Annotated in this window: 19 protein-coding genes and 1 tRNA gene; 6 read left to right on the forward strand and 14 right to left on the reverse strand. The window is 63.7% G+C overall.

Going from position 1 to position 19,927, the window contains the following annotated elements:
• Positions 1-713: 713 nt before the first annotated feature.
• The 3 genes from pnp to truB all read right to left on the reverse strand — a co-directional run bounded on the left by pnp (position 714) and on the right by truB (position 4,474).
• Entirely contained in the window at positions 714-2,903 is a 2,190-nt protein-coding gene (pnp, locus tag ACO06O_RS19015) for a polyribonucleotide nucleotidyltransferase (protein ID WP_421883451.1), read from the reverse strand.
• Positions 2,904-3,230: 327 nt separating this feature from the next.
• Positions 3,231-3,500 (reverse strand): 30S ribosomal protein S15, encoded by a 270-nt coding sequence (rpsO, locus tag ACO06O_RS19020; RefSeq protein WP_420419148.1) that lies wholly within the window; start codon positions 3,498-3,500, stop codon positions 3,231-3,233.
• 47 nt (positions 3,501-3,547) lie between these two features.
• The gene (gene truB, locus ACO06O_RS19025) at positions 3,548-4,474 is read right to left on the reverse strand and encodes a tRNA pseudouridine(55) synthase TruB (protein WP_421883455.1); all 927 of its coding nucleotides are present in this window, start codon (positions 4,472-4,474) and stop codon (positions 3,548-3,550) included.
• 128 nt (positions 4,475-4,602) lie between these two features.
• Here truB and ACO06O_RS19030 point away from each other — a divergent pair, with 128 nt between their 5' ends.
• A complete protein-coding gene (locus ACO06O_RS19030; protein ID WP_421883457.1) occupies positions 4,603-5,985 on the forward strand; it encodes a flavin monoamine oxidase family protein in 1,383 nt (460 codons plus the stop codon).
• Between the two features lie 243 nt (positions 5,986-6,228).
• On the opposite strand, the gene ACO06O_RS19035 is transcribed toward ACO06O_RS19030, so the two are convergent.
• The 4 genes from ACO06O_RS19035 to ectA form a co-directional block, all read right to left on the reverse strand.
• Positions 6,229-7,707, reverse strand: a complete 1,479-nt coding sequence (locus tag ACO06O_RS19035; protein WP_421883459.1) for an aspartate kinase — start codon at positions 7,705-7,707, stop codon at positions 6,229-6,231.
• A 47-nt stretch (positions 7,708-7,754) separates the two neighbouring features.
• Positions 7,755-8,147 carry an ectoine synthase gene (locus ACO06O_RS19040; RefSeq protein ID WP_420419152.1) on the reverse strand — a complete coding sequence of 131 codons (393 nt, stop codon included), beginning with the start codon at positions 8,145-8,147 and terminating at the stop codon, positions 7,755-7,757.
• Positions 8,148-8,171: 24 nt separating this feature from the next.
• Entirely contained in the window at positions 8,172-9,449 is a 1,278-nt protein-coding gene (gene ectB / locus ACO06O_RS19045) for a diaminobutyrate--2-oxoglutarate transaminase (RefSeq protein WP_421883461.1), read from the reverse strand.
• Positions 9,450-9,542: 93 nt separating this feature from the next.
• On the reverse strand, positions 9,543-10,076 hold the full coding sequence (gene ectA / locus ACO06O_RS19050) for a diaminobutyrate acetyltransferase (RefSeq protein WP_421883464.1): 534 nt from the start codon (positions 10,074-10,076) through the stop codon (positions 9,543-9,545).
• Positions 10,077-10,368: 292 nt separating this feature from the next.
• Here ectA and ACO06O_RS19055 point away from each other — a divergent pair, with 292 nt between their 5' ends.
• Positions 10,369-10,854, forward strand: a complete 486-nt coding sequence (locus tag ACO06O_RS19055) for a MarR family winged helix-turn-helix transcriptional regulator (RefSeq protein WP_421883467.1) — start codon at positions 10,369-10,371, stop codon at positions 10,852-10,854.
• Between the two features lie 150 nt (positions 10,855-11,004).
• Here ACO06O_RS19055 and gshB read toward each other — a convergent pair whose 3' ends face one another.
• From gshB to ACO06O_RS19075, 4 genes are all read right to left on the reverse strand, one after another.
• A complete protein-coding gene (gene gshB, locus ACO06O_RS19060) occupies positions 11,005-11,946 on the reverse strand; it encodes a glutathione synthase (protein ID WP_421883469.1) in 942 nt (313 codons plus the stop codon).
• Between the two features lie 50 nt (positions 11,947-11,996).
• Entirely contained in the window at positions 11,997-12,863 is an 867-nt protein-coding gene (locus tag ACO06O_RS19065; RefSeq protein WP_421883472.1) for a SirB1 family protein, read from the reverse strand.
• Positions 12,864-12,867: 4 nt separating this feature from the next.
• A complete protein-coding gene (locus ACO06O_RS19070; protein WP_421883475.1) occupies positions 12,868-13,503 on the reverse strand; it encodes a BON domain-containing protein in 636 nt (211 codons plus the stop codon).
• Positions 13,504-13,646: 143 nt separating this feature from the next.
• On the reverse strand, positions 13,647-14,039 hold the full coding sequence (locus ACO06O_RS19075; RefSeq protein WP_421883477.1) for a YraN family protein: 393 nt from the start codon (positions 14,037-14,039) through the stop codon (positions 13,647-13,649).
• A gap of 271 nt (positions 14,040-14,310) precedes the next feature.
• Here ACO06O_RS19075 and ACO06O_RS19080 point away from each other — a divergent pair, with 271 nt between their 5' ends.
• Complete coding sequence (locus ACO06O_RS19080; RefSeq protein ID WP_421883480.1) at positions 14,311-15,759, forward strand: penicillin-binding protein activator; 1,449 nt, start codon at positions 14,311-14,313, stop codon at positions 15,757-15,759.
• An 89-nt stretch (positions 15,760-15,848) separates the two neighbouring features.
• Positions 15,849-15,925: transfer RNA gene (locus tag ACO06O_RS19085), tRNA-Arg, on the forward strand.
• Between the two features lie 35 nt (positions 15,926-15,960).
• On the opposite strand, the gene fabI is transcribed toward ACO06O_RS19085, so the two are convergent.
• The 3 genes from fabI to ACO06O_RS19100 form a co-directional block, all read right to left on the reverse strand.
• Positions 15,961-16,725, reverse strand: coding sequence for an enoyl-ACP reductase FabI (fabI, locus tag ACO06O_RS19090; RefSeq protein WP_421883483.1), 765 nt, complete (start codon positions 16,723-16,725; stop codon positions 15,961-15,963).
• Positions 16,726-16,815: 90 nt separating this feature from the next.
• Positions 16,816-17,925, reverse strand: coding sequence for a pyridoxal phosphate-dependent aminotransferase (locus ACO06O_RS19095; protein WP_421883486.1), 1,110 nt, complete (start codon positions 17,923-17,925; stop codon positions 16,816-16,818).
• 85 nt (positions 17,926-18,010) lie between these two features.
• Positions 18,011-18,295 carry a hypothetical protein gene (locus tag ACO06O_RS19100; RefSeq protein WP_421883489.1) on the reverse strand — a complete coding sequence of 95 codons (285 nt, stop codon included), beginning with the start codon at positions 18,293-18,295 and terminating at the stop codon, positions 18,011-18,013.
• Between the two features lie 141 nt (positions 18,296-18,436).
• On the opposite strand from ACO06O_RS19100, the gene ACO06O_RS19105 reads away from it, so the two are divergent.
• Complete coding sequence (locus ACO06O_RS19105) at positions 18,437-18,895, forward strand: hypothetical protein (RefSeq protein WP_421883492.1); 459 nt, start codon at positions 18,437-18,439, stop codon at positions 18,893-18,895.
• Between the two features lie 79 nt (positions 18,896-18,974).
• Positions 18,975-19,883, forward strand: a complete 909-nt coding sequence (locus tag ACO06O_RS19110) for a lytic transglycosylase domain-containing protein (protein WP_421883495.1) — start codon at positions 18,975-18,977, stop codon at positions 19,881-19,883.
• The last annotated feature ends 44 nt before the right edge of the window (positions 19,884-19,927 follow it).

The following is a 19,927-nucleotide window of genomic DNA, read 5'->3' on the forward strand; positions in this document are numbered from 1 at the left end:
CATGCCGCGGCATTTCACCCAAACCTCGTCGCCTACATTGGCAAGGTCGATGACCTAGCCGTTACGAACACCAATAACGAAGCCACAGAAGCCATGTCTGAAGCCGATACCACAGCGCTCCGGACCACCGACGTGGAAACCAGGGGCCCTGCCCGGTTTGATGTCCGTCTGCGAATCCGGCGCTGCCATTCCGGTCAAACCGGGCAAGTCGACCACCAATCCATGGACTGCTGCAGCGATTTTCAAGGAGCTGAAGGCGTTGAACCAGACGACGAACTATAACGGCCATAATGCGATCGGCGGCAGCAACACCCCCATCCAAATCGCAACTTGGTCCATTGCGTTCGACAACTCTCAAGCTCGCTTGCTGAGGCAGTGTATGCACAGCCATCGACGTAATGATGAATCCCCGGCCCTTACATGGGCCGGGGATACCCTTACTTGCCTTTAGGCGGATTATTACCGCGACCACCACCAGAAGGTTTGCCTGATTTGCTCGGTCCATTTGCAGGCGTATTGCCCATAGCACTCTCCATTTGAATTATTGTTAGTCATACCCAACATTTTTGGGTGGAATATAACTGGTGAGAGCGATGAAAAATTCTAGCAAAAAATGAATTGCTCCGAAAAATGCCTTATTTGGTTTATAAGTGGGCAAACAAAAACCCCCGGCCCATAGGACCGGGGGTTTTCGCTAAGCGTTGACCGAAGTCTTAGTCGCGACGCGGACGGCGCGGGCGGCGGTCGCCGCCGCCTTCACGGTCTTCGCGCGGGGCGCGTTCCGGCTTTTCGAGCGTATGCTCGATGTCTTCACCGGATTCCTGATCGACGCAGCGCATCGACAGGCGGACCTTGCCGCGTTCGTCCATGCCGAGGCACTTCACCCAAACCTCATCGCCTTCATTGGCAACGTCGGTGACCTGCGCGGTGCGGCCGACCTGAAGTTCGGAGATGTGCACCAGACCGTCGCGGCCCGGCATGAAGTTCACGAAGGCGCCGAAATCCATGACCTTGACGACCTTGCCGCGGTAGACCTTGCCCGGCTCCGGCTCGGCGACGATGGACTGGATCCAGTCGACGGCCTTCTGACCGGCTTCGGCATCGACCGACGCGACCTTGATCGTCCCGTCGTCTTCGATATCGACCTTGGCGCCGGTGACTTCGCAGATCTCGCGGATGACCTTGCCGCCGGTCCCGATGACTTCGCGGATCTTGTCCTTGTTGATCTGGAAGGTGACGATGCGCGGGGCGTTCTGAGAAACGCCTTCGCGGCCCGCGGTGATCGCCTTCGCCATTTCGCCGAGGATGTGCAGACGGCCCTGCTTCGCCTGGGCGATGGCCGTGCGCATGATGTCTTCGGTGATGGACGTGATCTTGATGTCCATCTGCAGCGAGGTGATGCCTTCCTCGGTTCCGGCAACCTTGAAGTCCATGTCGCCCAGGTGATCTTCGTCACCCAGGATGTCCGACAGGACCGCAACGCCGTCGTCTTCCTTGATCAGGCCCATAGCGATACCGGCGCAGGGCTTCGGCAGCGGGACACCCGCATCCATCAGTGACATCGAGGTGCCGCAGACGGTGGCCATGGAGGAGGACCCGTTGGATTCGGTGATCTCGGAGACCACGCGGATCGTGTAAGGGAAGTCTTCCTTGGACGGCATGATCGGGTTCAGGGCACGCCAGGCCAGCTTGCCATGGCCGATTTCGCGGCGGCCCGGGGGACCCATGCGGCCCGCTTCACCGACCGAGTAGGGCGGGAAGTTGTAGTGCAGCATGAAGTGCTGACGGGATTCGCCGTCCAGCGCGTCGATGATCTGCTCGTCCTGACCGGTGCCCAGCGTGGTCACGACCAGCGCCTGGGTTTCACCGCGGGTGAACAGGGCCGAACCGTGGGCGCGCGGCAGGATGCCGACTTCACCGACGATCGGGCGGACCTGATCGGTCTTGCGGCCGTCGATGCGTTCGCCGGTCTTCAGGATGTTGCCGCGAACGACGTCCTTTTCCAGATCCTTGAACAGCTTTGCCGCCAGCGCGACGTCCAGCTCTTCGGCCTCGATCTTCGCCAGGGCCTCGGCCTTGGCGGCGGCAACCGCTTCAACGCGGTCCTGCTTCTTCTGAATCGAATAGGCGGCACGCAGCGGATCCATCGCGATTTCGCGCAAACGGGCGTCGACCGCGGCAATGTTCGGATCCGGCGCCGGCAGTTCGAACGGCTCTTTCGCAGCCGATTCCGCCAGATCGATGATCAGGTCGATCACCGGCTGGATTTCGCGATGCGCGAACATGACGGCTTCCAGCATGGTTTCTTCCGACAGCTCTTTGGCTTCGGATTCGACCATCAGGACGCCTTCCTGGGTGCCGGCAACGACGAGATCCAGGCTGCTGTCTTCCTTGACCTGGGTCATGGTCGGGTTGGCGACCAGTTCACCATCGATATAGCCGATGCGGATGCCGCCGATCGGGCCCATGAACGGGGCGCCGGAGATCGTCAGCGCCGCCGAGGCGCCGACCATGGCGACCATGTCCGGATCGTTTTCCAGATCGTGGCTCAGCACCGTGCAGACGACCTGAACTTCGTTCTTGAAGCCGGGCACGAACAGCGGGCGGATCGGACGGTCGATCAGGCGCGAGGTCAGCGTTTCCTTTTCCGACGGACGGGCTTCGCGTTTGAAGAAGCCGCCCGGGATCTTGCCGGCCGCGTAGGTCTTTTCCTGATAGTGGACCGACAGCGGGAAGAAGTCCTGACCGGGCTTTTCCGCTTTCGCGAAGGTCACGGCGCACAGAACGGAGGTCTCGCCATAGGTGGCGAGCACCGCACCGTCGGCCTGGCGGGCGATCTTACCCGTTTCCAGCGTCAGGGTGCGGCCGCACCATTCCATCGATTTTTTGTGGATTTCGAACATGTGGAAATAGTTTCCTTTTCTTTCCAGTCACATACGACGATTCCGGGCCCTTGCCCGAGATCGTTCGGCGGCTGCTCCTATGGAATGCATCGAATGCCATAGCGGAACCCGGGCACCCACGACGTCCTGGCCCGGATCGGTCTAGCGCGGCATGTCGGACTCGACCGTCCGCATCCTGATATCGCTGTCCCGCTCTTCGATGATCCCCGTGCGGATAGGCCGCCTGGGAGGGGTTTCGTGTCGTATCCGGCTCGGCCAGCCCGGGCGAAAACCCTAAAACGAGTTAGGGCGCGGTCCCTGTCGGAGCCGCGCCCTAGCCGAAATCTCTTAGCGGCGGATACCCAATCGCTCGATCAGGTCCTTGTACCGCTGCTCGTTCTTCTTCTTGGTGTAATCCAGAAGACGACGGCGCTTACCGACCATGACCAGTAGGCCGCGGCGGGAGTGGAAGTCCTTCTTATGGGTCTTCAGGTGTTCGGTCAGGTTGTTGATCCGTTCGGTCAGAACCGCGACCTGCACTTCCGGCGAACCCGTGTCGCCTTCCTTGGCCTGAAACTCACCGATAAGTTCGGTCTTCTTTTCCTGGGTAATCGACATTTCTTACGCGTTCCTTTTCACGGTACCGGGTTCGTTCAAGTCCCTAATCAGCGGTTCAGCACGCGCACGGGGCGGATTTCGCCTTTTCCGTACCGGGCCAGCGCCACGGCTTCCTCGCCGCAGAACGCCACGACCTCATCCCCGTCTTTCAGATCGGCGATGCGCGCCAGGTCCACCTTTCGGAGAAGCGGGACCGGTTGGCCATTTCTCAGGCGCACCGTCTCCACTTCGCTCAAGACCATCGCCGGGATACCGTCCAGCGCGGCCTCAATCGCGAGCAGCCCCCGCGATTGGCCGGGCTTATGCCCGATCTGTGCCAGCGCATCAAGCGAAATTGCTTGGTTTTCCGCGAAAGGCCCGACCTTTGTCCGGCGCAAAGCCGTCAGGCTGCCAACCGTCCCCAGAACCTTTGCCAGATCGCGTCCCAGGGAGCGGATATAGGTGCCCTTGCCGCAATCGACGTCGAAGATCGCGTGATCGGCATCCGGGCGGCCAATCAGGCGCAGCGCGTCGATCCGAACCCGGCGCGGCTGCATCTCCACCGTCTCGCCGGCGCGCACCCGGTCATAGGCCCGTTTCCCGTCCATCTTGATCGCTGAATAGGCCGGCGGAATCTGCTCGATTTCGCCCAGAAAACCGGGAATTGCCGCCTGGATTGCCGCATCGTCGGGGCGAATTTCCGATGTCGCGATCGCCTCGCCCTCCGGGTCCAGCGTGTCCGTTTCCACACCGAAACGAAGCGTGAAGCGATAGGATTTGGCCCCGTCCATGACGTATTGGACGGTCTTTGTCGCCTCCCCCAGCGCGATCGGCAGCAGACCCGTCGCGAACGGGTCCAAGGTGCCGCCATGGCCCGCCTTCTGGGCGTTCAACGTGCGGCGCACCGCCGACACGGCATCGGTCGACCCCATGCCTTCCGGCTTATCCAGCACGACCCAGCCATGGATCGGGTCGCCCTTCTTGCGTTTCGCCATCACTCGCCCTCTCACAGAACCGGGGCTAGGTATCCGCCAGAACCATTCAATGCAACGGATGTTTCGCTTTGGCCCCGGCCATTTCCGGCTTACCCTGGCTCAAAGATACAAGTTTGGGGGAATGATAGATGACGCAACGACAATTGGATCGCCGGTTTTTCCTGAAGGCGGCTCTGTTCGCATCCGGCGCATTGGCAGCGACACCGATGGGACGCGCGCGGGCCCAGGCACTGGAGGGCACAAAGGTCGTTGTTGTCGGCGCCGGGCTGTCCGGCCTTGCCGCCGCGAAGGCCCTGAAGAATCAGGGGGCGGAGGTCATCGTTCTGGAAGCCAAGCCGCATATCGGCGGGCGGCTGTTGACCGACTGGTCGCTGGGGCCGGACGCGCCGTTCGAAGTCGGCGCCGGCTGGATCCACGGCCCGTCCCAGGACAATCCATCGAAGCAATTGGCGGATGCCGTCGGCTCGACCTATTTCACCACCGATGACGAGAACCTTGTCGTCTACAGCGCCGACGGCGAGGAATGGGACGAGGCGGAGATCGAGGAAATCAACGAAACCTGGGCCGAAGCCCTGGGCAAGGTCGACGAGACCCTGGAACTGAACGACCGCCGCAGCCTGCGCGATGCGCTGAGCGACCTTTATCCTGAAGCCTTATCCGATCCCGGCGTGCTGTGGGCCCTGTCCGCCTATACCGAGTTTTCGAAAGGCGCGCCGATCGAGGACCTGTCGGCTGTCTATCATGACGATGACGAAGTCTTCGACCTGCCCGATGTGGTCGTCGCCAATGGCTATGATTCCATTCTGAAACCGATCGCCGACGGTCTCGACATCCGTCTTTCCACGCCGGTTCGGTCCATCTGGTATGACGAGGATGAAGGCGTCGAGATAACGACCGATCAAGGCGCAATCACCGCCGATTACGTCATCTGCAGCGTTCCTCTGGGGGTCCTGAAGGCAGGCAGCATCGCCTTCGATCCGCCGCTGCCGGACGAAATCCAATCCAAGATCGACCGGGTCGGCTTCAACAGCGTCACCAAGCTGGCGCTGAAATTTGCTGAACCGTTCTGGGACATCGAAACCCAGTATTTCGGGATCATCACCGAAGAGAAGGGGCGCTGGAACTACTGGCTGAACTACCGGACCTTCAGCAAGGAGAACGTCCTGCTGGGGCTCAGCGTCGGCGCCTATGCGCCGGTCGCGGACCGCATGTCCGACGAGCAGATGAAGGCCGACGGGATGGACGTGCTGCGCGGTGTCTGGGGCGACGCGGTGACCGAACCGGTCCAGATGCTGGCGACCCATTGGTCGACCGATCCGGAATCGCTCGGCGCCTACGCCTATCCGCGCCCGGGCGGCGGACCCAGCCAGTTCGACGGCATGGCCGAACCGATCGAAGATCGCTTGTTCCTGTGCGGCGAGCACACGATTTTCGATTATGCCGGCACCACCCACGGCGCCTACATGACCGGCCTGCGCGCCGCGGAGGCGGTGATCGACGAGGCGGGGTAAGGCGCGTCTGTCTTGAAGTCCTGCTTCGTCAGGACCAAAAGTCGTAGATCGTCATTCCGGCGAAAGCCGGAATCCAGGGCCGCATGCAAGGTCCTGTGCCCAATTCCCTGGACCCCGGCCTTCACCGGGGTGACGGGAAGGTTGAACGCAGACACCGCAGACGCAGCACAGGTCTGAGGGTCGAGGACGGGCGGGCTCCTGCGAAAGCAGGGGCCTTTCTCGCCCCATGAACCGCCCGGCCGGTCAGGCCGCCGCCTTCTCTTCGCTGCCCGACTGATCCTCCACCAGCCCTTCATGCAGGGCCTGAATCGCCGCATCGTGGTCCGACTGGTCGACGATGACCTGCAGGTCGACCTTGCGCATCATGTCGTTGAAGCCGATCGGCTCGATCCCCGCCTTGTCCAGGGACGCGAGCGCGCGCAGGGCCAGCCCCGGCACCTTCAGGTCGCGGCCGATGGCGGTGACCAGCGAGACCGCGCGGGTCGACAGGCGCGCCGTCGGGAATTCGGCGGCCAGATCCCGTTCCACCCGGCGCAACAGCTTGGGCGACGCCGCCAGGAAATGGGTGATCGTGTTGGCGTTCGAGCTCTTGGCGACGATGTAGATCTTATGGCGCTTCAGACTGTTCAGGATGGCGGCGTCATACCCCTTCACCCCGACCATGTCCGGCTCGTAGAACTCGAAGGCATAGACATTCTTCCGTCCCGCGACGATTTCGACGCCCGGATCGGTCTTCGGATGGTCGTCGCGAATGACGGCGCCCGGATCGTCGGGCTCGAACGTGTTCTTCACGCGCAGGGGAATGCCGTTCTGACGCAGGCCCTTGGCGGCGCTGGGATGGATCGCCTCCATGCCGATATTCGACAGCTGGTCCGCGACGTCATAGCTGGTCTCGCGGATCGCCCGCACCTTTTCCTGACCGACCAGTTTCGGGTCGGCCGAGGACAGATGGAATTCCTTGTGGATGACGGCTTCCCGGGCCCCCGTCCGCACGGCGATGCGCGACATGGTGACCTCGGTATAGCCGCGGTCGTAGGACCGGACGAGGGATTCCGCACAGCGGCAGTACCCGGTGACGATCGGCAGCTCGCGGCTGACATCGACGGTTTCGAACGCCTCGTCGATCGCCTCGTCGAAGCCGGGCAATTCATCTTCGCGACGCCAGCCGGTCAGGTCGACGAAGCGTGCCTGAACCCCGTTCTCGCGCAGCAGCAGCGCGGTGTTGTGGGCCGAATGCGCCTCGCCCAGCGACGCCAGCATTTCCCGCACCGTCATCAGATGATCGCGCAGCTGGAAATGGCCGGACGCGCAGAGCCGTTGCAGATCGATCAGGCAGTCCCGCACCCCGTCGACCCGTTCCTTGACGAAGGAATCCGCCAGGCGTCGGGCCGGGGAGGTCCCGAAGATTTCCTCGTTGATCTCCAGCATCTTCCCCCGTGCTGCGCTCAGGGAATCGCCCCAGGCCCAATCGCTGTCGCTGTCGGCATAAAGCGCATAGACGCCGGATTCCCCGGTCTTCTTGTGCTCCAGCAGGGCATCCGTGATGCCCGAATAGGCCGACACGACAACGATCCGGTTGTAGAGATCCTCACCTTTGCGGCGACCGAGCAGCACGTTGGACAGAACGGCGTCGGTCTGCCGGATGGAAGTGCCGCCCAGCTTTTCCACCGTGTGGTTGCCGGGTTGGCGTTCGGGCTGATTGTCCTGGTCGCGGTTTGGCATCGGATTATCCATCGTTACTTACGGTCACTCTGAGTTGGCAGTTCGGCTCAAGCGGCGGCGTCGGCGGGCGCGTAAGAACCGTCTTCGCGGTGCACTTCCGTGCCGGTCACCGGCGGGTTGAAGCAACAGGCCAGCACCAATTCGGTTTCGGCACGCAGCGTATGGCGGTCATGCTTGTCCAGCGCATACATCACGCCGGGCTCGATCCGGTGCACCTCGCCCGTGGCCAGATCCTCAATGGACCCCGTGCCGGACACGCAATAGACGCTTTCGAAATGGTGCTTGTATTCGAAGGTATGCTCGCTATCGCCTTCGATGGTCGTGATATGGAAGCTGAAGCCCATATTGTCGTCGGCCAGCAGCAGACGGACGCTTTCCCAGCGCTGGTCGGCGACGCGACGGTCGGTCACACGGGCTTCGTGCAGATTGCGGACGATCATCTCTGTAATCCTTTCGATATCGTATTATTCGGCGGCGGCCGGCATTTCCCGGCCCATGACGGTCTGAACGGCCTCGGCCAGGATGTTCAGACCCGCCTCGAACTGTGCCGTCGGAATGGTCAGCGGCGCCAGGATCTTCACCACTTCGTCATGGGCGCCCGAGGTCTCGATGATCAGACCGTTCTCGAAGCAATGTTTGCAGATCGCCGAAGCGCGCTCGCCAGTTTCAACATCGATGCCCCGGAACATGCCGCGCCCGCGCAGACCCCAGCCATAGGGCTCGGCAATGGCGGTCAGGCGGCTTTGCAGCAGATCGCCCTTCTGGCGCACCGACAGGGCGAAGCTTTCATCCTGCCAGAACTTCTCCAGCGCCACGCGGGCCGTCACGAAGGCGTGGTTGTTGCCCCGGAAGGTGCCGTTATGCTCCGCCGGCTGCCAGATGTCGTGTTCCGGCTTCAACAGGGTCATGGCGAAGGGCAGGCCCATCCCGGACAGGGATTTCGCCATGGTGATGATATCCGGCTCGATTCCGAACTCCTCGAAGGAGAAGAAGGTGCCGGTCCGGCCGCAGCCCGCCTGGATATCGTCGACGATCAACAGGGCGCCGTGATCGCGCGCAATGCGCTCAATCTTACGCATCCAGGCCGCCGACGCCGCGTTCAGGCCGCCTTCGCCCTGAACCGGTTCGACCAGGATCGCGGCGGGCGCATCGATACCGCCCGACGGGTCGGACAGCATCTTGTCGAGAATTTCCGACGTATCGACATCCGGCCCCAGATACCCGTCGAAGGGCAGGCGCGTGACGCCGTTCAGCGGCGCGCCGTTGCCGCCGCGGTGATACCCGTTGCCGGTCGCGGCCAGCGCACCCGCCGTCACGCCATGGAACCCGTTGGTGAAGGCGATGACATTGGTCCGGCCGGTGACCTTGCGGGCCAGTTTCAGCGCGGCTTCGACCGCGTTGGCGCCGGTCGGGCCGGTGAATTGCAGCCGGTACTCCATGCCGCGCGGCTTCAGGATGATGTCGCGAAACGCTTCCAGAAAGGCGCGCTTGGCGTCGGTATGCATGTCCAGGCCGTGGGTCACGCCGTCCGAGGTGATGTAGTCGACCAGCGCCGCCTTCATATCCGGGTCGTTATGGCCGTAATTCAGCGAGGAACAGCCAGCCAGGAAATCCGTATAGTCGCGGCCGTCCTCGGTCGTCAGCGTCGCGTTGGTCGCACGCTCGAACAGGACCGGAAAGGCGCGGCAATAGCTGCGCACTTCGGATTCAACGGTATCAAACGCGGTGAGACGGGACGTCATGTCACTTCTCCATATAGATCGATAGATGCGTCGCGACGCGGCGCGCCCGGCACTTCCAGGCACGCATCGCGGCGACGGAGGGTGAAAGGGGAATTAAGCGGCGATGCGCACCACTTTCCGGGTCAGCGGGCCGATCTGGACCAAATGCTCGGTCGCGGCCTCGCCGTCGAAATGGCGCTCTTCCTCGAAATGCGCATCGCGTTCCAGCGGCGCCTCATACTCCTTGGCGATCGAACCGAACAGCGCCCAGGACGCGTCGTTGTCGCTGGTGATCGTGCTGTTCACATGGCGAATATCGCGATTCCAGGGCCGTTCCAGGGTCCAGCGGATCAGGCGCTTCGCCACGCCGCGTCCCCGCATGTCGGGATGAACGGCGACCTGCCAGACAAACAGCGTGTCGGTCGCGCTCGGCGGGCGGTAGCCGGACATCCAGCCGACGATTCTGTCGCCGTCCTGAGCCAAGGCGCAGGTATCGGCGAAATGCGAGCATTGCAGCAGATTGCAGTACATCGAATTGTCGTCGAGCTTGTTGATGTCCTGAATCAGGTTCCAGACATCCGAACCGTCGTCCATCGTCGGCTTGCGAAAGACGAGGCCATCCGCCTCAACACCCTGATTTCCGTCCATTATGCCGTCGCGAGGCATAGTTTCCTCCAAAAAGTTCCCGCATTAATTTGATGCACAAAGTAATAAGATTTCGCGTGAGCGCAACCCCGTCAGGCCAGAAATTCCAGAAAAAATTGCTCAATTACAGCATGTTGGCAGAGTTTCCTTACCCTCGAATGATCTGAAACCCGCATAGAACGGGCGATTCCTGGGTCTGATATTTCGTTCGCTAAACTAATTATCTTTTTGTGAAACCGACGGCGCGGAGTAGATTTCGTGCCGTCAGGACAGATGCCGCACATCAGGAGGCCGCATGGACCCAAAGGCACGTCACGCCGTCACCGTGTTGCGCCAAATTCTGCGCGCGACGGAAGCCTATGACCGGATCGTCACCCGCGATACGGGCTTAACGTCGTCGCAACTGCTCATGGTTCAGATTCTGGACGATGTCGGCGAGGCGTCGGCGGGTATGCTGGCGACGCGCATGGGGATTTCCCAGGCCACGATCACCAGCCTATTGCACAAGCTGGAGAGCAAGGGGCTGATCGCCCGCAAGCGCGGCGATACGGACCGGCGGCAGGTCTGGCTGTCGCTGACCGATGCCGGACGCACCACCCTGGCGCAGGCGCCGGAAGGGCTTCAGACCAAGTTCGGCACCCGCTTCTCGTCGCTGCCGGATTGGGAGCAATCCATGCTGATCGCGGGGTTGGAGCGGGTCGCCTCCCTGCTGGACGCCGAGAATATCGACGCCTCCGCCGTCCTTACCATCGGCGAATTGGGCGGCGAACAGCCGGGTTAGGGTGACTGCAGGTCACTGCAGCCCCGTCAACCAGCCCCGTCATTCCGGCGAAAGCCGGAATCCAGGGCCGCCGGCACACCCTATGCCTTATCCTTTAGACCCCGGATTTTGCCGGGATAACGGGCCTTGAGGAAAAGACCGAACAGCCCGCTATAGCTGCGCCTCGATCGCGTCCCAGACCAGGCCGGCCAGGTTGGAGCCGTCATAACGGTCGATTTCCTGAATGCCGGTGGGGGAGGTGACGTTGATCTCCGTCAGCTTGTCGCCGATCACGTCGATGCCGACGAAAATCAGGCCGCGCTCCTTCAACAGCGGACCGATCGCCTCGCAAATCTTGTGTTCGGCGGGGGTGATGCCGGATTTGTCCGGCCGGCCGCCGACATGCATGTTCGACCGCGCCTCGCCCTCTGCCGGGACGCGGTTGATGGCGCCGACCGCCTTGCCGTCGACCAGGATGATGCGCTTGTCGCCCTGACGGACCTCCGGCATGTAGCGCTGGACCATCACCGGCTCGCGGCTTTGCGCCTCGAACATTTCCATCAGCGAGTTCAGATTGCTGTCTTCCGGGCGCAGATGGAACACGCCGGCCCCGCCATTGCCGTAGAGCGGTTTGACGATGATATCGCCGAACTCCTTGCGGAACGCGCGGATCGCCGCCCGGTCCCGGGTGATCATGGTTTCCGGCATCAGGTCCGGAAAATGCGTCACCAGCAGCTTTTCCGGCGCATTGCGGACATGCGCCGGGTCGTTCACCACCAGGGTCTCCGGATGCACATGCTCCAGAATATGGGTCGCGGTGATATAGCCCATATCGAAGGGCGGATCCTGACGCATCAGGATCACGTCGACATCCGAACGCAGATCCAGCACACGTGGTTCGCCGAAGGTGAAATGGTTCCCTTTCTCGCGCCGCAATTCCATTGGATGGGCCGTGGCGGTGACGCGCCCCCGGTCATAGGTCAACGCCATGGGCAGATAGTGGAACAGGCTGTGTCCGCGCGCCTGCGCCTCAAGCCCCAGCGCGAAGCTGGAATCCCCGTTGATATCGATCGGCCCAACCGGGTCCATCTGAATGGCGACGCGCAGGCTCATTCTTGTTTTCCTCCCGAAACGGCCCCGGATTTTCCCGGGAAACCGGCGGTTCAGTTCAGCTTTTCGCGCAGCTCCCCGACCAGCGCCTCGGCTTCCCGGCGCGGCTCGCTGCGTGTTTCCTTGGCGATATAGGTTTCGAACGCATCGATGGCGGTGCGTGTCTTGCCGATATGGGCATTCATCAGTCCGGCCTCCCGCCACAGCGAGATCCGATCCGGCGCCAGCATCAGCATGGAATCGACGATGTTCAGCGCTTCTTCGACCCGGCGAGCCTGGATCAGGCGCAGTTTGATATTGTTCTGCAGCCGTATCAGCACGTCCCGGTCCGAGATCGCGTCGTAATGCGCGGCTTCCAACTCCGCCCCCGCGCCCGATGTCGCCTTCAGCAGCGCACGCAGGGCGGGGGCATCCAGTGCGACCCCGCCGTGGAACGGATCGACGATCAGTCTTTCGCCGGGCGCGTCGAGACGCAGCAGGAAATGGCCGGGAAAATCGAGACCGTGCATCTCCCAGCCCTGGGACCGGGCGAGATGCAGTATCAGGATACCAAGCGCGACCGGCAGGCCTTTGCGCCGGTCGATCACCCGGATCATGTTGGCATTCTGCAGATCGTCGTAGGTATCCGCGTCCCCGGCATAACCATGCAGGCCGAACAGGACATGATTCAGCGCCGCCAGACGCAGTTCGGCATCGTCCGCCTCTCCGGCAGCCGCCGCCAGATCCCGCTCCATCCGCGCGATATGGTCCCGGTACCCGGCGAGCCGCTCCGTCGGCGCATCGAAGGCGGCCAGCGCCAGCGCGCCATCGAGAATATCCAAGGCACCGTCCCCGGCTTCGGCCAGGCGGCGCAGCGTCGCCTCCGCCCAGGCCTCTCCGCCGGACGCGTCCTGGTCGCCGATGTCGTCGTCCTGGGTCACCCGGTTATTCCTGCGCCTTCTGCTCGGCCAGCCGCTTCAACAGCGCGACCCGTTCCGGCGAATCCTTGATCAGGACATAGGACACGACGCGGCGGACGCGCTCGATCGTGCGCGCATGGGCGATGACACGATCCAGTTCGGCCTGATTCTGAGCGATTCCCATCAGATAGAGCGTGCCGCCGGTGGCGTCGGCAATGTAGTTCACGGCCTGGACGTCGCGGTCCAAGGTCACGGCGAGATCCAGCGCGCTTTCGATCTTCAGGTCGTAGCCGGTATTGATGACCCCGACATCGGCGCCGATCAGCACTTCGTTGATCACCTCGACCACCCCTTCGGTCTGCCAGGTGGATTCGACCACCCGCACGCGGTCCTCGGCGTTCGGCACCACGCCGGTCAGCAGCACGCGTCCTTCGACGACGGTCACATCGACCCGCTGAAAGGTTTCGAAATCCGCGTCGATCACCTTCTTCTGGATCGACAGTTCCGTGCTCTTGTCGGACAGGGCCTGTTCGAAGCCGCGTTCCTGCATGGCGGTCGACCCGGCCATCGCGGCGCCGCCGATGGCGACCCCGACCGGCGTGCAGGCGGTGTTGAGGGCGACGAGACCCAACAGGGCGAAGGCTGTCAGCAGACGGGACATTCTGAATCCTCTGAATGGCGAGGGGCCGGCCGGGACGGCGCGGACGGCAGGATTGTGTCGGACCAAAAGTAGGATGCGTCGCCGCCGCCCGCAATGGTCCGCGCCGGATCGACGGTTTTTCCCGGCCACACCGGGTCGACCCCTCACCCCTGGGGCCGCCAGGCATCCGGCAGGTGCCTGGGAAGCCGACGCGGCGCGACGGCAATCAGATCGAATCGCAGATCCACATGCGCCGCGTCCCGCCGGTGTTGCAACCACCATTGCGCCGCCCGCTCGATGCGCCGGCACTGGACCGGGGTCAGCGCCTGCAGCGCCAGGGTCAGATCGTCCCGCGCCTTGACCTCGATGAAGGCGATAACGGCGCCGCGGCGCGCGATCAAATCGATCTCGCCCAGCGGGGTTTTCGCCCGGCGCGCCAGAACGCGGTATCCTTTCGCCCTCATCCACCAGGCAGCGAGGAACTCCGCGCCCCGGCCGCGCCGTTCGGCCGCCTGCCGACCCGGCCGGTCCGTCCCGCCGCGCCGCCACGCCCTCACGCCGCGGCCCCAATCGGTCGGCGCCCAGAAAAAGTCAAAATCCGGCCATGGCGATTACCGGAAATCGGGGTAAGTAGATCAGGATGCGCGCTTATGGCCCGGACCGGCCCGACCGGCGCGCCGATCAGTTTACTTGCCCGGATACGGCTTCTATCCTGTCCGGGCGCAGCCAGCGCGATGCGGGAGCCCGTAGACCATGTTGCCTTTGCCATCGGCTGAAAAAGCCTTTCCCTGTCGGACCATTGCGTCGCGGACGGGCCGGACGGGCGCGATGATCGCGGTCTGCGCGGCCCTTATCCTGAGCGCCTGCGGTCCCGGCGGTCAATCGCCGACCGTGACCCTACCGCCCAGCAGCACCACGCCACAGCCGGGCGCCGTCGGACAAAGCGGCGATGCGCCGGAAGGCGCGCCGGCCATTGGTGGCGCGTTGACCCATCCGGGTGTCGGATCGCTGGCCCTGGGCGATTCTTCCCTGCTGGACCCGCCGCCCGATGCCGTACGGACGGTCGACGGCATTCCGGTCGCGATTCTGGTACCGCTGACGGGCCGCTTGGCGGGGCCGGGCAACGCGCTGCTGGAAGGCGCCCAGATGGCGCTTTTCGACGTCCGTAATACCGAAGTCCGCCTTGTGCCCATCGATACCGGCGGCAATGCGCTAGGCGCCGAACAGGCGGCGCGGGAAGCCGTTCAGCGCGGCGCCAAGCTGATCGTCGGGCCCTTGCTGGCGGAATCGGTGTCCGCCGTCCGCCCGATTGCCGAGGCGGCCGGGATCAAGGTCGTCGCCTTCTCCAATTCCAGCCGGGTCGCCGGCGGCCCGGTCTTCCTGGCCGGTTTCGCGCCGGAAGAGCAGGTCGACGCCATCGTCGCCCATGCCATGGCCGAGGGCCGGCGGAAATTCGCCATTCTGGCGCCGTCGAACGATTACGGGAATGTCTCCGTCGACGCCCTGCGCGACGCCGTGACCCAGCGCGGCGGCGAGTTCTCACGGGTCGCCTTCTATGATCCGGAGGCGCTTGATTTTTCCGACCAGATTCAGCGCATTTCCGATTATCAATCCCGCGTGCAGGCGCTGGCCCAGCAGCGCGCGGAGTTGCAGGCAATCGGCGACGAAGCGTCCAAGCGCGCGCTGAAGCGCCTGGAAATCCTGGAAACCTGGGGCGATCCTCCGTTCGACGCGCTGCTTTTGCCGGTGCTGCAGCCGCAGACGCTGCAGATCCTGTCCGCCCAACTGGCCTATTACGACGTCGATCAGCCCGCCGTGCGCATTCTGGGCCTGCAGCGCTGGGACAGTTTTCCGGCGCTCGCCTCCGAGCCCGGCCTGATCGGCAGCCGCTATCCGGCCGCGCGGTCCAGCTTCCGGGAGCGCTTCGACCAGCGCTTCGCCCAGCTTTACGGGCATCCGCCGTCGGAATTGTCCGCCCTGGCCTATGACGTCACCGCTGTCGCCGCCTCCCTGGCCGGGGACGGTCGCCGCCCGCCGAAATACGATGTCGCGACTTTGACCAATCCAGATGGGTTCATCGGCGCGGAGGGCCTGTTCCGGTTCACCGAAAAAGGCCTGGCCCAGCGCAGTTTCGCGATCATGGAAGTGCGGCAGTCGGGCGTGGCGCTGATTCAGGAGGCGCCGGCCAGTTTCGACCTGCCGCAGCCGGCCCTGACCCCGCCCGGACTGCCCTCGGCTGACCAGCCGGGAACGGTGCCGCCCGTCCCCAGTTCCTGACAACCGCCGCCCGGTCAGGGTCGGAAGGACGGACCTGAAATTGCGTCTGGCCTTCCCGCACCGAATTGTCTATAAGCCGGTCCCGGTAAGCGCCTGTAGCTCAGCTGGATAGAGTGTCGCCCTCCGAAGGCGAAGGTCACAGGTTCGAATCCTGTCAGGCGCGCCACTTTCCCAACAGTTCTCCCCGTCAAACGCGTCCGTCTATCCGCGGACGTGAACACCGCCGTCGATATAGTGCACGCCGCCGGTGACATTGGCGGCTTCCGTGCTGGCCAGGAAGGCGGCATAGGCGCCGACATCCATCAGCGAGGCAAGCTTGCCGGTCGGGGCTTCATGTTCCGCGCGGTCCATCATGGTCTGGAAGTCGGCTATCCCCGATGCGGCGCGGGTCGGCATCGGGCCGGGGGACAGGGCGTGGACCGAAATGCCCTTCCGGCCCAGCTCGGCCGCCAAATAGCGGGTCGCGGATTCCAGCGCCGCTTTGACCGGCCCCATGACGCCGTAATTGTCGACCACCTTTTCGGCGCCGTAATAGGACACGGTCATGCATGTGCCGCCTTCCGGCATCATCGGCTCCGCCAGCTTCGCCATGCGCAGGAAGGAATGGACCGAGATGTCCATCGCCGCCAGGAACCCGGCGCGCGAGCAATCGACCACCCGCCCGTGCAGATCCTCCTTCGGGCAGAAAGCGATGGAATGCAGGCAAATATCCAGCTGGCCCCAGCGGTCGCCGATTTCCCGGAACACCGTCGCCATCTGCAGATCGTCCGTAACGTCCAGCGGCATCAGGATCTCGGCGTCCAGCTCTTCCGCAACCGGCGCGACGAAGCGCTTGGCCTTTTCGTTCAGATAGGTGACCGCCAGATCGGCCCCCATTTCGCGAAACGCCCGAGCGCAGCCATAGGCGATGGAATTTTCATTCGCGATCCCGACGATCAGCGCTTTTTTACCGGCCAAGGAATACATGACACTCACCCAGATCGATCAATGTTGCAGCGCAACATAGCGGGTTTTTCTGACGATTTGGAGTCGCATTGTGGCTTTGAGGGGTTGGGCCTAGCCGAGGGCCTTGATCACCGAGGCCAGTCTTTCCGCGAAAATCGCCCGGTCCTGGGCGGTGCCGACCGTCACCCGGATACAGCGGTCCATCGGCGCAACGCCGGGCATCCGCACGAAAACGCCCGCCGCGTCCAGGGCGCGCAGAACCGCGCGGGCATATTCGCCGTCCCGTCCCATATCGATGGCGACGAAATTGGTCGCCGACGGCAGGGCACGCAAACCCAGCCGCGCGGCGGTTTCGGCATATTCGGCCCGTCCGCGCGCGACCTCCGCCACGACACCGGCGACGAAATCCGGATCGCGCAGGGAGGCGAGGGCGGCGGCCTGCGCCACGCGGGTCATCTCGAAATGGTTCCGGACCTTGTTCAGCCCGGTGATCAGATCGCGATGCGCAATGGTATAGCCGATCCGCAGACCTGCCATGCCGTGAGCCTTGGAGAAGGTCCGCATCCGCATGACCTTGGGGTTTGACGCATCGATCGGCGGGGCCGTTCCGTCCGGCGCGAATTCGATATAGGCCTCGTCCAGCACCAGCACCGCGCCGTCCGGCACGCCGTCGATCAGGCGCTGCATCGTTTCGGCTTCGTACCAACTGCCCATCGGATTGTCGGGATTGGCGAAATAGCCCAGAGGCGCGCGGGTTTCGCGCATCTTCGCCAGAATCGCGTCGGGATCCTCGGCGTCGTCGCAATAGGGAACGGTCTGCAGGGCCGCGCCGAAACCGGCGACGTGATAGTTGAAGGTCGGATAGGCCCCGGCGGAGGTGACGACCGGCGTGCCCGGCCCGGCCAGCATCCGCACCGTGTTGCCCAGAATCCCGTCGATCCCCGCGCCGACAAGCACCTCCTCCGGTGCGACGCCATGCTTTTCCGCGAGGGCGCTGCGCAGATCGTGGCTTTGCGCGTCGCCGTACCAAGCGCTGCGCGGCGCCTCGTCGATCAAGGCCTGCAGGGCTTTGGGCGACATGCCGAACGCGCTTTCATTCGCGCCGATGCGGGCATCGAAAGCCGAACCGCGCTGCCGCTCCAGGGTTTCCGGCCCGATGAAAGGGGTCGCGGCCGGCAGACCGGCGACAAGGTCGGTGAAGGGGATTCCGGTATCCGCCATGACAATCCTGCAAATTATGTGAAACCGCGTCGGAACCGCGGAGAGTATCGACCGCGGCCCGGAATGCAAATCCCGTGAGGCGCGCTCAGCCGTCGGCGGCGTTGGGGAACAGGGTCAATTGCAGCAGATTGAGCTGCTGATCGTCCAGGCTGCGCGTCTCGTCCTCATAATAGGCTTCCAGGTATTCCATGAATTCCTGGTTCAGGAAGGCGTCGACGCTGAGACCCGCCCCATTGGCGTCGCGGCGGACGAAGGGCGCCAGATGCGGCGGCAGGGCCAGCAGGAAGGATTCCGGCAAAGGAACGACCTTCGCCCGAGGATGACTGGACAGGGTTACCACCTTGTCGTCGTCACCGTCGTTCTGATCCATGGCCAGGCCCTCCTAATCCGTCGCGAGCGAGTCCTATACCATGATTTGCGCGTGGCGGTAAAAAACCGAAACCGCGCCCGATCCCCCCATAGATTCCGGCATCGCAGATCGCCTGCGCAGATCACCCGACAGGAGTTCGCCATGCCCCATGCCAGCGCCCGCCACCAGACCGGGGCCGACACCGCCATGACCGAAATCGCCCTGGCCCTCGCCATGGCATTCTTCGCCATTCTGGTGCTTGCCCTGGTCTCCATGGGCGCGGGGAAGCCGCCGGATACCGCCCCGGAGACGAAAAGCGACATCCTGGCCGCCGCATTGATCCCGCCCGGACAGGAAGGGGCGGCAACGCCTATGGAAAGCCGGGACGTGCTGGTCGTCTATCACAGCGGACGTTTTCTGGACCGCGATCTTGCACCCTTGTCCGATGCGGCGCTGGCGGCACTGTCGGCCATTCGGGAGGGAGAAGGGCGGGTGGTCTTGGCCGTCCCGCCGGACCTGCCGCTGGGGGAGGCGATGGCGGCGCGTGGCCGGATCGGCCGCCCTGATCTGCTGGTCACGGTCCTGAATGCGGATTGGATGGCGCGGCTTCGGTCCGAGTGACCGGGATTCCGCACCCGGCCCTGCCATAGGGTCGATCGGGCCCGAAGATGCCCCCGAAACTTGAAGAAGGAGGCGGCCGATGCGCCGAAACACCCTGATTTTCCCGCGCCGCATCGTGCCGGTCCTGGCTGCGTCCGCCCTGCTGTTTGGCCTCGGCCCGACTTTTTCGGACAGGCCCGCCCTGGCCGCCATCGCCCCGCCGGCGGGTTCCTCCCAGGCGGCGGTTCAGAAAATTCTGGTGGAGGAGGCGCTGATCGACGGCGTCGTGCCGCCGACCCTGGCGCTGGCGGTGGCGCAGGTGGAATCGAATTTCGACGCCTCGGCGCTCAGCCATGCCGGTGCGCGCGGCGTCATGCAGATCATGCCCGCCACCGCACAGGGCGAATTCGGTGTTTCGGCCGACAGGCTCTATGACCCGCGGCTGAATGCGCGCCTGGGGGTCGCCTTCCTGCACAAGCTTTATGTCGCCTATGGCCGCCGCTGGGATCTGGCGCTGTCGCATTACAATGGCGGCAGCTTGACCCGGGTCGGCGGGCAATGGCGGCCGCATGGCTATACCAGCGGCTATGTCCAGAAGGTCATGCGCTACTGGAACGCCTATCAGCGGGCGCGCTGGGTCGGCGTATTGGTGGCGGAAACCCGGCGCGACGAAACGCGGCTGGCAGCGGATGCGCCGCATGCCGACATCGGCACGCAGGCACAGTTGGCGGCGGATTATGCCTATATGGAGGATCCAGAGATCGACCATGATTGGCGGGATTATCTGCGGGTCGCGGACCGGTGGATGAAAGCCGGGGGGCAGGAAGCGGGCGAAGCCGCGCCGGTCGATTTCAGCGAAACAGCCGCCGCCGATCCCGATTGGCATTATCCGCTGCGCGCCGGCCGCGCCCCCGTTTTGCCGGATACGGCGGGGCTGAAAGGGGCGGAACGCTTCCTGAATTCCAGTCGGTACTGGTCCAGGCCCACGCCTGGCGCAGCGTTCAACTGACGGGAGGGCCATGGAATGGGAGCCGTCGGCTTTTTCGTGACACC

Origin of the sequence: Pacificispira sp., from assembly GCF_965228185.1 — a bacterium.
Classification (GTDB): Bacteria; Pseudomonadota; Alphaproteobacteria; order UBA8366; family Aestuariispiraceae; genus Pacificispira.